Origin of the sequence: Paracidovorax cattleyae (assembly GCF_900104515.1) — a bacterium.
Classification (GTDB): Bacteria; Pseudomonadota; Gammaproteobacteria; order Burkholderiales; family Burkholderiaceae_C; genus Paracidovorax; species Paracidovorax cattleyae.
In genome coordinates, this window is record NZ_FNJL01000011.1 from 89,873 (window position 1) to 102,855 (window position 12,983).

Annotated in this window: 11 protein-coding genes; 3 read left to right on the forward strand and 8 right to left on the reverse strand. The window is 69.9% G+C overall.

The window, feature by feature from the left end; all coding sequences use genetic code 11:
* Positions 1–7: 7 nt before the first annotated feature.
* Positions 8–1,240: a metal-dependent hydrolase family protein gene (locus tag BLR05_RS11095; protein ID WP_092834541.1), complete on the reverse strand. Its 1,233-nt coding sequence runs from the start codon at positions 1,238–1,240 to the stop codon at positions 8–10.
* A 223-nt stretch (positions 1,241–1,463) separates the two neighbouring features.
* Between BLR05_RS11095 and BLR05_RS11100 the strand changes: the two genes are divergently transcribed.
* The gene (locus BLR05_RS11100) at positions 1,464–2,420 is read left to right on the forward strand and encodes a LysR substrate-binding domain-containing protein (RefSeq protein ID WP_092834542.1); all 957 of its coding nucleotides are present in this window, start codon (positions 1,464–1,466) and stop codon (positions 2,418–2,420) included.
* Between the two features lie 33 nt (positions 2,421–2,453).
* Here the strand turns inward: BLR05_RS11100 and BLR05_RS11105 are convergent, their stop codons facing one another.
* The 6 genes from BLR05_RS11105 to BLR05_RS11130 form a co-directional block, all read right to left on the reverse strand.
* On the reverse strand, positions 2,454–3,239 hold the full coding sequence (locus tag BLR05_RS11105; RefSeq protein WP_167361241.1) for a class I SAM-dependent methyltransferase: 786 nt from the start codon (positions 3,237–3,239) through the stop codon (positions 2,454–2,456).
* A 246-nt stretch (positions 3,240–3,485) separates the two neighbouring features.
* Positions 3,486–5,105, reverse strand: coding sequence for a malonate--CoA ligase (locus BLR05_RS11110; protein WP_092834543.1), 1,620 nt, complete (start codon positions 5,103–5,105; stop codon positions 3,486–3,488).
* A 106-nt stretch (positions 5,106–5,211) separates the two neighbouring features.
* Positions 5,212–6,003 carry an enoyl-CoA hydratase/isomerase family protein gene (locus BLR05_RS11115; RefSeq protein WP_092834544.1) on the reverse strand — a complete coding sequence of 264 codons (792 nt, stop codon included), beginning with the start codon at positions 6,001–6,003 and terminating at the stop codon, positions 5,212–5,214.
* 288 nt (positions 6,004–6,291) lie between these two features.
* Complete coding sequence (locus BLR05_RS11120) at positions 6,292–7,305, reverse strand: Bug family tripartite tricarboxylate transporter substrate binding protein (RefSeq protein WP_092834545.1); 1,014 nt, start codon at positions 7,303–7,305, stop codon at positions 6,292–6,294.
* A gap of 79 nt (positions 7,306–7,384) precedes the next feature.
* Entirely contained in the window at positions 7,385–8,878 is a 1,494-nt protein-coding gene (locus BLR05_RS11125) for a malonyl-CoA decarboxylase (protein ID WP_092834546.1), read from the reverse strand.
* Entirely contained in the window at positions 8,875–9,564 is a 690-nt protein-coding gene (locus tag BLR05_RS11130; protein WP_092834547.1) for a GntR family transcriptional regulator, read from the reverse strand. Before BLR05_RS11130 ends, BLR05_RS11125 begins: the two co-directional genes overlap by 4 nt.
* Before the next feature lie 190 nt (positions 9,565–9,754).
* On the opposite strand from BLR05_RS11130, the gene BLR05_RS11135 reads away from it, so the two are divergent.
* The gene (locus BLR05_RS11135; RefSeq protein ID WP_092834548.1) at positions 9,755–10,777 is read left to right on the forward strand and encodes a GlxA family transcriptional regulator; all 1,023 of its coding nucleotides are present in this window, start codon (positions 9,755–9,757) and stop codon (positions 10,775–10,777) included.
* 46 nt (positions 10,778–10,823) lie between these two features.
* Positions 10,824–11,990 carry an MFS transporter gene (locus tag BLR05_RS11140; RefSeq protein ID WP_092834549.1) on the forward strand — a complete coding sequence of 389 codons (1,167 nt, stop codon included), beginning with the start codon at positions 10,824–10,826 and terminating at the stop codon, positions 11,988–11,990.
* A 38-nt stretch (positions 11,991–12,028) separates the two neighbouring features.
* Here the strand turns inward: BLR05_RS11140 and lgt are convergent, their stop codons facing one another.
* On the reverse strand, positions 12,029–12,856 hold the full coding sequence (gene lgt / locus BLR05_RS11145) for a prolipoprotein diacylglyceryl transferase (protein WP_092834550.1): 828 nt from the start codon (positions 12,854–12,856) through the stop codon (positions 12,029–12,031).
* Positions 12,857–12,983 lie beyond the last annotated feature (127 nt).

Below are 12,983 nucleotides of genomic sequence, written 5' to 3' on the forward strand. Positions count from 1 at the left end.
GTGGAAATCAGAGGGTGTTCCTGACGACGGCACCGTCCTTGACGATGGCGCGGATGTGCTCGCCCTGCCCCAGCAGGCAGGCGATGTCGGCGAGCGGATCGCCGTCCACCAGCAGCAGGTCGGCGATGGCCCCCGGCGTGATTTCGCCGAGCTGGCCCTGCTGGCCCAGGATCTCGGCGCCGATCAGCGTGGCCTGCTGCAGCACCGGGCCGTTGCCCAGGATCTCGGCGCGCAGGCGCAGCTCGTCGGACTGCAGGTAGTGCGTCTCGGCCAGCAGGTCGCTGCCCAGGCCCATCTTCACGCCGGCCTTCGCCAGGATGCCGATGGCCTGCCGGCCCTGGCCGCGCACCGTGTCGATCTTGGCGATGGACACGGCCGGCAGGCCGTAGCGCCCGCCCTCGTTGGCCAGGCCCTCGTAGGTGACGAGCGTGGGCACCATGAAGGCGCCCGCCTCCGCCATCAGGTCGGCCGTGGCCGCATCGACCAGGTTGCCGTGCTCGATGGTGCGCACGCCGCAACGCACGGCGCGGGCGATGGCGCGCGGCGTGTAGGCATGGGCCATCACGTAGGTATTGGCGTTGTCGGCCTCCTCGACGATGGCGCGCAACTCCGCCTCCGAGTAGCCCAGGTTGCCGATCGGGTCGTTGGGCGAGGCCACGCCGCCCGAGGCCATGACCTTGATCTGCGTGGCGCCCTTCAGGATCTCCTCACGCACCGCGAGCCGGCAGGCATCCACGCCATCGACCACGCGGCCGATGTTGCCCAGCTTGTAGGCGCACGAGCACACATCCAGGTCGTCGTTGCGCTGCCGGAAATCCGCATGGCCGCCGGTCTGCGACAAAGCCTTCCCCGAGGGGAAGATGCGAGGGCCCTGCACCAGTCCCGTGCGCACCGCTTCGGCCAGCGACCAGTCCGCCCCGCCCGCGTCGCGCACCGAGGTGAAGCCGCGATCGAGCATGCCCTGCATGATCGGCAGCGATTTCAGCATGGTGAACACGTTCGGCATCTTCGCCACCGTGCCCAGGTTGAACGAAGACGCCACCACGTGCACGTGGCAATCGATCAGGCCCGGCATCAGCGTCATGCCGCGCGCGTCGATCTTCAGGGCGCTCTCGGGGGCCTGCACCTGCTCGCCCACCGCGGCGATGCGGCCGTCCGTCACCAGCACCGAGACGCCGGAGCGCAGCGTGAGCGCATGCACGTCCAGCACGCGGCTGTTTTCGATCCAGAGGGAAGTCATGGGTTGTGTCGTCGTTGAATGGAAGAGCCGGCTTCGCAATTACTCATGGCACCGTGCACCTGCCTGGCACCCGCTGTTGCCGTGCACCCGTCCGGTGCAAAGAGATAAATCCCGGTAGCAGCAGGGGCCACACGGCTGTCACAGGACGCATTTATCGGGCCAGAACAGGCCATGCCGCAATGCCTAAAATCTCACTACCCCATGAGCAGCACTCATAGCCCCTATGCGCCGCCTCTGCCCGACCATTTCCGAACTGAACGCTTTCCACTCCGCGGCAAAGCACCAGGCCTTCACCATGGCCGCGCGCGAGCTGTGCGTGACCCAGAGCGCCATCAGCCGCCACATCGCTTCGCTCGAGGAATACCTGGGCCAGAAGCTTTTCATCCGCAAGGCGGGGGGCCTGGAGCTCACGGACGCCGGCGCCACCTACCTGAACGCCACCCGCCCCGCGATGGCGGCGCTGGAGTCGGCGACGGCGCAACTCATGTCGTACGGCGGCAGCGGCGGCGCGCTCAATTTCTCGGTGCCGCCGACCTTCGCGGCGCAGTGGCTGTTCCCGCGGCTGGGGCACTTCAAGCGCACCCTGCCCCAGGTGGCGCTCAACTTCGTGCGCTACCAGCATGCGCACGATTTCGCGGTACCGCATGAATTCGACGCCGCCATCCAGTACGGCTACGGCAACTGGCCCAGCGCCAACGCCCGCTACCTGATCGGCAAGGAGACCAGCATCGTCTGCAGCCCCCAGCTGCGCGACACCCTGCGCCTGCGCACGCCGCAGGACCTGCAGCACGCCACGCTGCTGCAGCACATCGAGGTTCCCCTGGCCTGGCACGACTGGATGGAGGCGCACCAGTGCGACACCGCCGGCAGCCGCTTCGGGCCGGGCTTCAACCTCTACTCGCTCATCATCCGCGCCGCGGTGTCCGGCTTCGGCGTGGGCATCGTGCCCACCTGCCTGGTGGAGGACGAACTGCAGGCCGGCTCGCTGGTGGAGCCGCTAGGGCGCCGGTTCGAAAGCCCCCTGGGCTACTACCTGTGTGCGCCCACGGCCCGCACCAACCTGTCGGTCTACAAGCTCGTGGCCGCGTGGCTGGAGCACTGCTGCAGCCACGCGCCCGCGGCGCATGGCACCGCATCCCCTGCGGACGGATGCATCTTCTGCTCTGCGGACACGCCCTGAATCGCAGGAGGCCCGCCGACGGGAGCCCCGCCCTCAGCGCCGCGCCAGCGACCGCACCAGGCGCGCCGCCATGCGCGGGTATCCATTCTTCAGCGACCAGGGCCGCGCCAGCCGAGCCACGTGGCCTGCCAGCGAGGGCGGTCTTGCGTCCGGCACGGCCACGGCGAGTCTGCTGTCGCGCACCGCGAAAACGCGCAGATTGCCAGGGTAGATGCCGCCGGCCTCGCGATCGACGCGCCCGGGCCGGAATCCGTGCCGGTGCAACAGCGCTGCGAGCGTCTCTTCGCGGAAATAGCTCGCATGGGACAGGTGGAAGTTGGCGATGCCCAGCGACGACCAGTCGCCCGCGGTATCCGGCACCTCGACGACGAGGTGGCCGCCGTCGGGCAGCCAGTCCGCCAGGAGCGCGAGAGCGGCCCCGGGATCGGCGAGATGCTCCAGCACATGGAACATCGCCACGATCCTGGGAACGATCGGCGGACGGCCGGCACCGAGGAGCGGAGCGTGGACCACCGCATCCTGCAGGCCCAGTACGCAAGAGGCATGGCGGGCCCCGGCGGCGGAAGGTTCGATGCCCCGCAGGCGCGTGGCCCCCGCCTGCCGGCAGGCATCGAGGAAATAGCCATAGCCCGAGCCGATCTCCAGCACGTCGTCCAGCGGACCGAGGTGGCCGGCCATCAGTTGCACGCGCAAGCGCGCTTCATGCCGATAGACGGCGACCTGGCGTTCGGACGCTTCGAAGCCCATCAAGGCGCCGTAGAGCGACACGTAGAAGTCCTCGAGCTCCTGCGGCGGCAGCATGTTCCCGTAATAGATCATGCCGCAACCCTCGCACTCCCGGATACGCCCTGGCAGGAGGTACCGGTCGTAGCGCAAAAGCTCGCGCGACGCGGCAGAGCCGCAGACGGGACAGGGCCGCAGGCGCATCCTGGACCGCAGGCGCATCAGGGAAAGGAGCTCGGCAATCTTCATGGCATCGGAACAGGCTGGAACGCCATGCGATGGCGGCGCTTCCGGCATGGCGCGGAAATGATGCCACGCACTGGCCCCGAGGCCGTGCGGACTTCAGCCGAACAGTGCCTTGTACTGCTCGCGCAGCAGGTTCTTCTGCACCTTGCCCATGGTGTTGCGTGGCAGCTCGGCGGCCACGAAGCAGCGCTTGGGAATCTTGAAGTTCGCCAGGCGTGCCTTGAGCGCGGCGATGATCGCCTCGCCATCGAGTTGCCCACCGGCCCTGGCAATCACCACCGCCACGCCCACCTCGCCGAAGTCCGGGTGCGGCACGCCCACCAGCGCGCTCTCGGCCACGCCGGGCATCTCGTTGATGAAGCCTTCGATCTCGGCCGGATAGACGTTGTAGCCGCCGGAGATGATGAGATCCTTGCTGCGCCCCACGATGTGGACGTAGCCCCGCGCATCGATCTTGCCCACGTCGCCCGTCTTGAACCAGCGGCCGCCCTGCCCGTCAACGGCGAACTCCTCCCGCGTCTTCTCCGGCATGCGCCAGTAGCCCTGGAACACGTTGGGCCCCTGCACCTGGATGTGGCCGATCTCGTCGGTGGCCACCGGCTGCCCCGCATCGTCCACCACGCGCAGGCCCACGCCCGGCAGCGGGAAGCCCACGGTGCCGCCGCGGCGCTCCTCCTGCCCGCCGTGGCGCGCGTCGGCCGCATACGGATTGCTGGTGAGCATGATGGTCTCGCTCATGCCATAGCGCTCCAGGATGGTGTGGCCCGTGCGGTCCTGCCACTCCTTGAACGTCTCGATCAGCAGCGGCGCGGAGCCGGCCACGAACAGGCGCATGCGGGCCGTGCTCTCGCGGTTCAGCGCGGGCTCGGCCAGCAGCCGCACATAGAGCGTGGGCACGCCCATGAACACGGTGGCGCGCGGCATCGCGGCGATCACCGCCTTCGGGTCGAACTTCGCGAACCAGACCATCGGGCTGCCGTTGATGAGTGCCCCGTGGATCGCCACGAACAGGCCGTGCACATGGAAGATAGGCAGCGCATGGATCAGCACGTCGCCGGGCTTCCAGCCCCAGTAGTCCTTGAGCACCAGCGCGTTCGACAGCAGGTTGCCGTGCGTGAGCATCGCGCCCTTGCTGCGCCCCGTGGTGCCGCTGGTGTAGAGGATGGCGGCGAGGTCGTCCGCCGACCGTGCCACCGGCTCGTGCACGCTGGAGTGGTGCGTCGCGCGCTCCAGCAGCGTGCCCGAGCGGTCATCGCCGAGCGTGAACACGTGCGCCGTGCCGGCCGTGAAGGCCAGCTTGGAGACCCAGCCGAAATTCGCCGGCGTGCAGACCACCACCGCCGGCTCGGCATTGCCGATGAAATACTCGATCTCCGCGCTCTGGTAGGCGGTATTGAGGGGCAGGAACACGAAACCCGCGCGCAGCGTCGCGAGGTACAGCAGCATGGCCTCGACCGATTTCTCCACCTGCACGGCGATGCGGCTGCCCTCGGGCAGCTTCAGCGAGGCAAGCAGATTGGCGATGCGCGCGCTGGCGTGCTCCAGGTCCGCCCAGCTGTAGTGCAGGGGCAGGCCCTCGGGCGACGTGGTCTCCACGGCGATCCCGTCCAGGTCCGCCGGAAACGCGGAGCGCAGGGCGCTGTAGAGGTTCTGGTGGCCTGCGGCCGGCGCGGAGGCCGGCGTGCGGGAAGGCGATGCGAGCGGTTGGGAAGACATGGTTGGCAATGATCGACGAAAAGGAATCAGGAAAGACAACGGGAAAGGGGGGATGCCGGAGGGCGGTGGAGTGCAGTAGCGATGGGCAGCATGGCTGGCGCTTCTCTCAGAATTGCGGAGGCCGCTTCTCGAGGAAGGCCGCGATGCCCTCGCGGTGCTCCGCGCCGGCCGCGTAGGCATACGGGTCGGACAAGGCCTGCGGCACACCGCACCCGCCCTGCCGGCACGCACGCAGCGTCTGCTTGTTGAGCCGAGCCGCCCGGGGCGCGAGCGCCGCGATGCGTTCCACGCTCGCCCACGCCTGCGCGGCCAGTCCGTCGTCCGCCACCACGGCCGCCAGGAAACCCTGCGCGGCCAGCGGCCCGGCACCGAACGTGGCGGCCTCCAGCAGCATGCGGCGGGCCAGCGCGTCGCCCACGGCCTGCGCCACCAGCGCGGCCTCGCGCGGCGCCATCGGAAACCCCAATCGCGCGATCGGCGCACCGAAGCGCGCGGATTCCGCGGCGAGCCGCACGTCGCAGCAGGCCGCGATCTCCACCCCCGCGCCCATGCAGGCGCCGCGGATCGCGGCCACGATCGGCACGTCGCACGCCAGCATCGCCGACAGCCCGCCCCACACATCGCGTTCATGGAAGTCGCGCAGGCTGTCGGGATCGAACCGGAACACCGGGTATTCGGAAATGTCGCCCCCGGCGCAGAAGGCATCGCCAGCCCCCTCGATCAGCACGCAGCGCGCGTCCGCACGGGCCTGTATGCCCTCGAACACCTCCCGCAACTGCCGCCACATCGCCCGCGACATGGCATTGAGCCGCCCAGGATGCCGCAACGTGACACGCACGATGCCGCGCCCTTCCTGCGCCGCGGCCTCCGGCCACACAACCCCGACCTCGCCCGCCATTCGATATCCCCTCGTTTTGCGAAACCACCGCCATCATCCCAGGCCAGTACGCCCACTGGCGCTTGAACCACCACAGCGCCTCAGATCCGATGGCCGCGGAGCAGGCCAAGGCGAGCAGACGCCGTGGAACCGGCTCCGCCGGGCCACCGGCGTCGTCCCCCCTTCCGCGCGCAGCGCGAGAAGGGGCTGAGGGCCGCGGCTCCGAGCCTGCCTGCGCAGGCTTGGACGTGCCCGAAGGGCTGCCGTCTCTGGCGGCTGCATGGAAGGCGCGCAGCGCCTCAGGGGGGTTCACTCCAGCTTCGCGCCAGAAGCCTTCACGACCTGTGCCCAGCGCTTCACCTCCGCCCCCACCATCGCGCCGAACTGCGCCTGCGTGAGCCCGCCATAGTCCGCGCCGTTCTTGGCCCACACGGCCTTGATCTCCTCGGCCGCGCCGATGCGCCGCACCTCTTCCACGATGCGCGCCTGCAGGTCCGGCGGCGTGCCGCGGGGCGCCCAGAGACCGTACCACGTGGTCACCGTGTAGTCCGGCAGCCCCACCTCGGCCGCGCACGGCACATCCGGGAAGGCCGGGTTGCGTTGCCTGCCCGACACCATCAGCGCACGGATGCGCCCGCCCTTGATGTGCGCAGCGGAAGAACCCAATCCGTCGAACATCATGTCCACATTGCCGCCGATCAGGTCCTGCAGCGCCGGCCCCGCGCCCCGGTACGGAATGTGCGTGATGAAGGTATTGGACTGCAGCTTGAACAGCTCTCCCGCCAGGTGATGGGACGTGCCCGATCCCGCCGACGCGTAGTTGAGCTTGGCCGGGTTGCGCCGTACATGGTCGAGGAAGGCCGGGAACGCCGTGAACGGCACATTGCGCGGATTCACCACCAGCACCTGCGGCACGTTGGCCAGCAGCGCCAGCGGGACGAAATCCTTTTCGATGTCGTAGTCGAGCCGCGGGTACATCGACGGTGCGATCACGTGGTGCGTACCGCCCATGAACAGCGTATGGCCGTCCGGCACCGCCTTGGCCGCATAGCTCGCTCCCACCGTGCCGCCGGCACCGCCGCGGTTGTCGATGACCAGCGTCTTGCCGGTGGACTTGGAAAACTGCGCCGCCAGCGGGCGCGCGAACGCATCGGTGCCGCCGCCGGCGGGGAACGGCACCACCAGCGTGACCGGCTTGGCCGGCCAGGGGTCGTTCGCGAGGGCGCGGCCGGCCGCGAGCGCGAGGCCCGAAGCGGCAGCCCCGCGCAGCAGGGCGCGCCGGGGCAGCGCCGAGGCGGGCGCCTGGAAAGGATTCACTGGCATCGGTCTTGTCTCCTGTCGTCGTTGTGGTGATTCGTCGATCCGATATCCGAAGGCGGGGCCGGCAGGGCCGGCCCGGGGCTCATCCGCGGGCCAGGCTGTCGATGTCTCCCGACACCGGCACCCGGCCCTGGGCCAGGAGCGCCCGGTGCTTGTCGATGCGCTTGAGGTCGTAGAGGTAGTTCACCATGAGGCCGAACGACTGCTTCTGCCCCTTGGACGACGGGTCCCCCGCCCAGTTGAGCCGCTCCACGCGCGCCCCGTTGCCGAGGTGGAACCGCGCCACCGCGTCCACGGGCCGTCCGTCCTGCAGCTCGCGCCCCAGGTAGCGGGCCGCGCATTGCAGCAGCCACAGGCGCAGGGGCGATTTCACCGGCAGCTCCAGCGCCTTCTCCGCCGCGGCCAGCACCTGCGCGGGCTGCGGCGGCTCCGCGCCGATCGCACGGCCCAGCTCGGCGCGGCGCTTGTCGTCCAGGGCTTCCAGCATGCCCGCGCAGTGCTTGCCGAACCATGCGCGGAAACCCGGAATCGGCGAGAGCGTGGCGAAAATCCGCAGCCGCGGGAACTCGGCCGAGAGCGTCTCCACCACGTGCTTGATGAGCGAGTCGCCGAAGCTCACGCCGCGCAGGCCTGTCTGCGTGTTGCTGATCGAATAGAAGATCGCGGTGTTGGCGCGTGCGATGTCCACTTCCGCCCCGTCCTCATCCAGCAGCGGCGTGATGCTGTCCGAAATCTCGTTGACCAGCGCCACCTCCACGAAGATGAGCGGCTCGTTCGGCAGCCGCGGATGGAAGAAGCCGTAGCAGCGGCGGTCGCTGCCTACCCGGTTCTTCAGGTCCGCCCAGCTGCGGATGTCGTGCACCGCCTCGTACTTGATGAGCTTTTCCAGCAGCGAGGCCGGGGAATCCCACGATAGCCGCTGCAGCTCCAGGAACGCCACGTCGAACCACGTGGAGAACAGCTGCTCGAGTTCCGCGTCCAGCGGCAGCAGCCGCTTGTCGCCCTTGAGCTGCGGCAGCAGTTCCGCGCGCAGGTCCACCAGGAAACGCATGCCCTGCGGGAACACCGCGAAGCGCTGCAGCAGCCGCGTGCGCGGCGAGACCAGGGCGCGGCGCAGGTGCACCTCCGCATGCGCCTCGTCCTCCGTGCCGGCAGCGGCCTCATAGCGCTTCTGCGCCGACTTGAAGCGCGTGGCATCGGGCGCGAATTGCTCGCACATCAGCAGCCACATGTCGCGGCGCTCTTGCGGCTTGGCCTCCGCATACCAGGCGGCCACGGCCTCGGCCTGCCGGCCGCCCTCCACCTCGCTGGCCTGCGGCGCAGCGACCGCCTGCAGGTCGGCCAGCAGCCGGCGCAGCGCGCGCGGGGACAGGGCCTCCTGCCCGCGCCGCAGCGTGGCCGCCAGGCGCTCGGACGTGGAACGCGGCGGCGATGCCTTGCCCGGCGCAGGGGCTGGGGCGGCAGCGGCGGGCGGGCGGCCGCCTCCTGCCGCGCCCGCGGCATCGATGTCGGCGAGCGGGGCTTCGGTGCGCAGGCGGGCGACACTGCGCGTGATCCATTCGGAAGCGGCATTCATGGGGCGATCCTGGAGTGATGGTGGCGGGCAATGTTGCGCAGCGCCACGCGCTGCGCGAGAAGATGGTTGCGCATGGCCTGCTCGGCAGCCTCGGCGTCGCCGCGCCGCAGCGCCGCGAAGACGGCCAGGTGTTCGGCCAGGCTCTGCTGCAGGCGGCCGGGCGCGTGCAACTGCTGCAGGCGCGCCAGGCGCAGGATCTTGCGCAGGTCGCCGATCACCTGGGCCAGCCAGCGGTTGTCGGCGAGCACGATGATGGCTTCGTGGATCGCATGGTTGGCCGCGTAGTACTCGGCAATCCGGCCGGCAGCCGCGTGTTCCTGCAGGCGCTCGTGCAGCACCTCCAGCACGGCTACGTCGGCCATGCCGGCACGCAGCGTCGCCTCGTGCGCGGCGCGGCCCTCCAGCAACGCGATCACGGGGAAGATCTCGTCCAGGTCCCGCTCCGTCACCTCGGCCACGAAGCAGCCGCGGCGCGGCTCGTGGCGCAGCAGGCCCTCTGCCACCAGCACCTTCAGGGCTTCGCGCAGCGGCGTGCGCGAGATGGCCAGCCGCTCGCACAGCGCCACCTCGTCGAGCAGGCTGCCCGGCGGCAGCGCCCCCGCGAAGATCTGCTCACGCAGCCGCTCGGCAACTTCCTCGTGCAGCGAGGGTGCCTGGGACCGGACGATGGCGAGCGCAGGGGGCATGGCGTTCCTCAGGTGGCATGGCGGATGGATCGGCAGGCGAGCCCCATCGGTCATTTCACGTAATTTTTCATAATTACAGAGCCAGGTCAATGCCCGTATTGCCTGAACTCACCGCGGGCATGCACCGTGTGGCCGGAATGGTGGGGACATTGTCATTGCGGCCAGAAATACTTCCACAGACACTGCCCGCATGCCCCATCCGCCCCTCACCTTCTCCTGCCTGATCTACCCTGGCTTCATGAGCCTGGATGTGGTCGGTCCGCTGCAGGTCATGTCCTCCGCCAACGAGGAGCTGGTCCGCCACGGGCGCGCGCCGCTCTACACGCTGCGCCTGCTGGCCGAGGCACCCGGGCCGGTGGCCTGTTCGGCCGGCTTCGAGACGTTGGCGCAGGCAGCCTATGCCGACGAACCGCTGTCCGGCACTCACACGTTGATCGTGCCCGGGGGCCAGGGCGTGGCCGGGCAGTTGGACAACGCAGGCCTGCTGGGCTGGCTGCAGCGGGCGGAGCCGGTGGTGGTACGACTCGGCTCGGTGTGCTCCGGCGCGCTGCTGCTGGCGCAGGCCGGCCTGCTGGACAGCCGTCCCGCTACCACGCACTGGGAACGCGTGGCCGAATTCCGCGCACGCCATCCCGGCATCGATCTGCAGGGCGACCGGCTGCACACCTATGACCCGACCGGCGTGCACGGCGACGCGCACGTCTTCACCTCGGCGGGGGTCAGCTCGGGCATCGACCTGGCGCTGGCGCTGGTGGAACATGACCTGGGCCGCGCCCTGGCACTGGCCGTGGCGCGCCGCCTGGTGATCTACCTGCGCCGGCCGGGCGGGCAGGCACAGTTCAGCCGCCTGGTGGCACCCGATGCGGAGCACACGCCCCGCCTCACGCCGCTGCTGGAATGGATTCCCGGCCACCTGGATGAGGACATGTCGCTGGAAGCGCTGGCGGTGCGCTCCTGCATGGCCCCGCGCACGCTCACCCGGGTGTTCCAGCGCGAACTGGGCACCACGCCGGCACGCTACGTCGAACGGGTGCGTGTGGAAACCGCCTCGGCCCTGCTGTCGCACGGGCAGGCCTCGGTAACCACGGTCGCCCGCCTCTGCGGCTTCCAGCACCCGGAAACCCTGCGGCGCGCATTCCACCGCCATCTCTCGGTCAGCCCGCAGGCTTTCGCGCAGCGTTTCGGGCCGGCAGGCGGCGCCGATGCCGGCTGACCCCGCCACGCGCCCCATCGATCCACGACCTTTTCCGCACCGACCCATGTTTCTCCTGCGCCATCCCACCCTCCGCCTGCTGTTTTCCGCGCAGGCGCTCTACTGGTCGTGCTCCATCATCGGCATCACGCTGACCTCGCTGGCCGGCCTGCATCTGGCGCCGTGGACGGCGCTCGCCACGCTGCCGCTGGCCCTGCTGGTGCTGGGCAATCTGGTGGCGGTGATGCCGCTGTCGGCCGCCATGCAGCGCCATGGGCGGCGGCCGGCGCTCATGCTGGGCGCGGCGCTGGGCATGGCGGGTGGTCTGCTCTGCGCGCTGGCGCTGCGGCAGGGCAGCTTCGCGTTGCTGTGCCTGGGCGCGACGGGCATCGGCGTGTACCAGGCATCCTCGGGCTTCTACCGCCACGCCGCGCTGGAGGCAGTGGAGCCGCAGCGCCGGGGCCGCGCCGCAGCCTGGGTGGTGGGCGGCGGCGTCTGCGCAGCGGTGCTGGCACCGCCTCTGGCGGTGTGGTCGCGCGACGCGCTGGCCACGCCGTTCGCGGGGGCCTACCTGGTGATCGCCGCGCTGGCGGCACTGGGCGTGGCCACCGTATCGCGGCTGCCCCGCGGCGCGGTGGCGGCACCCCGGCCCGCGCGGGGCGCCCTGCGCGCGCTGCTGGCACGGCCGACATTGCGTGCCGCCGTGCTGATGACGGCCGTCGGCCATGGCCTGATGATCCTGGTGATGAATGCCACGCCGCTGGCCATGGACCGCTGCGGCTTTTCCACAGCGTCGGCGGCGACCGTGATCCAGTGGCATGTGATCGGCATGTTCCTGCCGGCCTTTTTCGCCGGCCCGATGGTGGACCGATTCGGCGCGCGCCGCGTGGCGGCGGCCGGTACCGCCATACTGGCCGCCAGCGCCTGCACGGCCCTATCGGGCCTGGAGATGGCGCACTTCTTCGCCAGCTCGCTGCTGCTGGGCCTGGGCTGGAACCTCATGGTGATCGCCGGCACCACGCTGCTGGCCGAAAGCCATGCGCCGGAAGAACGCGGCGCGGCGCAGGCGCTGATGGAGCTGTGCAACGGCGCCACGGCGGTGGTCATGTCCTTCGGCTCGGGTGTCCTGCTGGCAGGCATCGGCTGGACGGCCATCAACGTGGCCGCCCTCCCCCTGCTGGCACTGGCCTGCGCCATGCTGTGGGTCCGCACCGGGACGCCGCCCACGGCCTGAGCGCCCGCCAGGCTGCGCCGGGCCGGCCCGGAATCCTTTTAGTGCGCCGGCGCCACGCGCGCCGGCTGCCGCCGCGCCCACACCCACAGCAGCACCCCGGCCAACACCATGGGCACGCAGAGCCACTGCCCCATGCTCATTCCCAGCGACAGGATGCCGAGAAACGCGTCCGGCTCGCGGAAATACTCCGCGATGAAGCGGAAGAACCCGTACCCGACGAGAAACGCCGCCGCCACCTCGCCCTGCCGGCGCTCGCGCCGGGCGTAGAGCCACAGCAGCACGAAGAGCAGCAGCCCTTCCATCAGGAACTGGTACACCTGCGAGGGATGGCGCGGCAGCATGGAGCCGCTCTGCGGGAACACCATGCCCCAGGGCAGCGACGGATCGCAGAACCGTCCCCAGAGTTCGCCATTGATGAAGTTGCCCACGCGACCGGCCGCGAGCCCCGTCGGCACGCACGGCGCCACGAAATCCGCCACCTGCAGCCAGGAACGGTGGCGCGAGCGGGCGAACCACACCATCGATGCGATCACCCCCAGCAGCCCGCCGTGGAAGCTCATGCCGCCCTGCCAGATGTAGAAGATCTCCAGCGGGTGCGACAGGTAGTAGCCCGGCTTGTAGAACAGGCAATAGCCCAGGCGCCCGCCCGCCACCACCCCCAGCACGCCCAGGAAGAGAATGTCCTCCACGTCCTTGCGGGTCCAGGCCTGCGTGCCGGCGAGCGAGGCGTACGGCTCGTGCCGCAGCCGGCGCGTGCCCAGGAACATGAAAAGGCCGAACGCGGCCAGGTAGGTCAGGCCATACCAGTGGATGGCGAGCGGCCCGATCTGCAGGGCGACGGGATCGATGTGCGGGTACATGAGCATGGTGGGCGGTATTGTGCCCGCCGCGTCAGGCCCGGCAGGCTCCGCAGTCCTTGCCACCGGAGCCCGCCCACGGTCGAGCCGGAAATGGAATCTTCCGAAAGGAAGAAGCCCGGCGCCCGGATGCAGA

Excerpts from the sequence above, each read along its gene's own strand:
- BLR05_RS11110 (WP_092834543.1), bottom strand. The coding sequence starts at position 5,105 with ATGTCTTCCCAACCGCTCGCATCGCCTTCCCGCACGCCGGCCTCCGCG.
- BLR05_RS11105 (WP_167361241.1), bottom strand. The coding sequence starts at position 3,239 with ATGATCTATTACGGGAACATGCTGCCGCCGCAGGAGCTCGAGGACTTC.
- BLR05_RS11130 (WP_092834547.1), bottom strand. The coding sequence starts at position 9,564 with ATGCCCCCTGCGCTCGCCATCGTCCGGTCCCAGGCACCCTCGCTGCAC.
- BLR05_RS11140 (WP_092834549.1), top strand. The coding sequence starts at position 10,824 with ATGTTTCTCCTGCGCCATCCCACCCTCCGCCTGCTGTTTTCCGCGCAG.
- BLR05_RS11125 (WP_092834546.1), bottom strand. The coding sequence starts at position 8,878 with ATGAATGCCGCTTCCGAATGGATCACGCGCAGTGTCGCCCGCCTGCGC.
- BLR05_RS11100 (WP_092834542.1), top strand. The coding sequence starts at position 1,464 with ATGCGCCGCCTCTGCCCGACCATTTCCGAACTGAACGCTTTCCACTCC.
- BLR05_RS11120 (WP_092834545.1), bottom strand. The coding sequence starts at position 7,305 with ATGCCAGTGAATCCTTTCCAGGCGCCCGCCTCGGCGCTGCCCCGGCGC.
- BLR05_RS11115 (WP_092834544.1), bottom strand. The coding sequence starts at position 6,003 with ATGGCGGGCGAGGTCGGGGTTGTGTGGCCGGAGGCCGCGGCGCAGGAA.
- lgt (WP_092834550.1), bottom strand. The coding sequence starts at position 12,856 with ATGCTCATGTACCCGCACATCGATCCCGTCGCCCTGCAGATCGGGCCG.
- BLR05_RS11095 (WP_092834541.1), bottom strand. The coding sequence starts at position 1,240 with ATGACTTCCCTCTGGATCGAAAACAGCCGCGTGCTGGACGTGCATGCG.
- BLR05_RS11135 (WP_092834548.1), top strand. The coding sequence starts at position 9,755 with ATGCCCCATCCGCCCCTCACCTTCTCCTGCCTGATCTACCCTGGCTTC.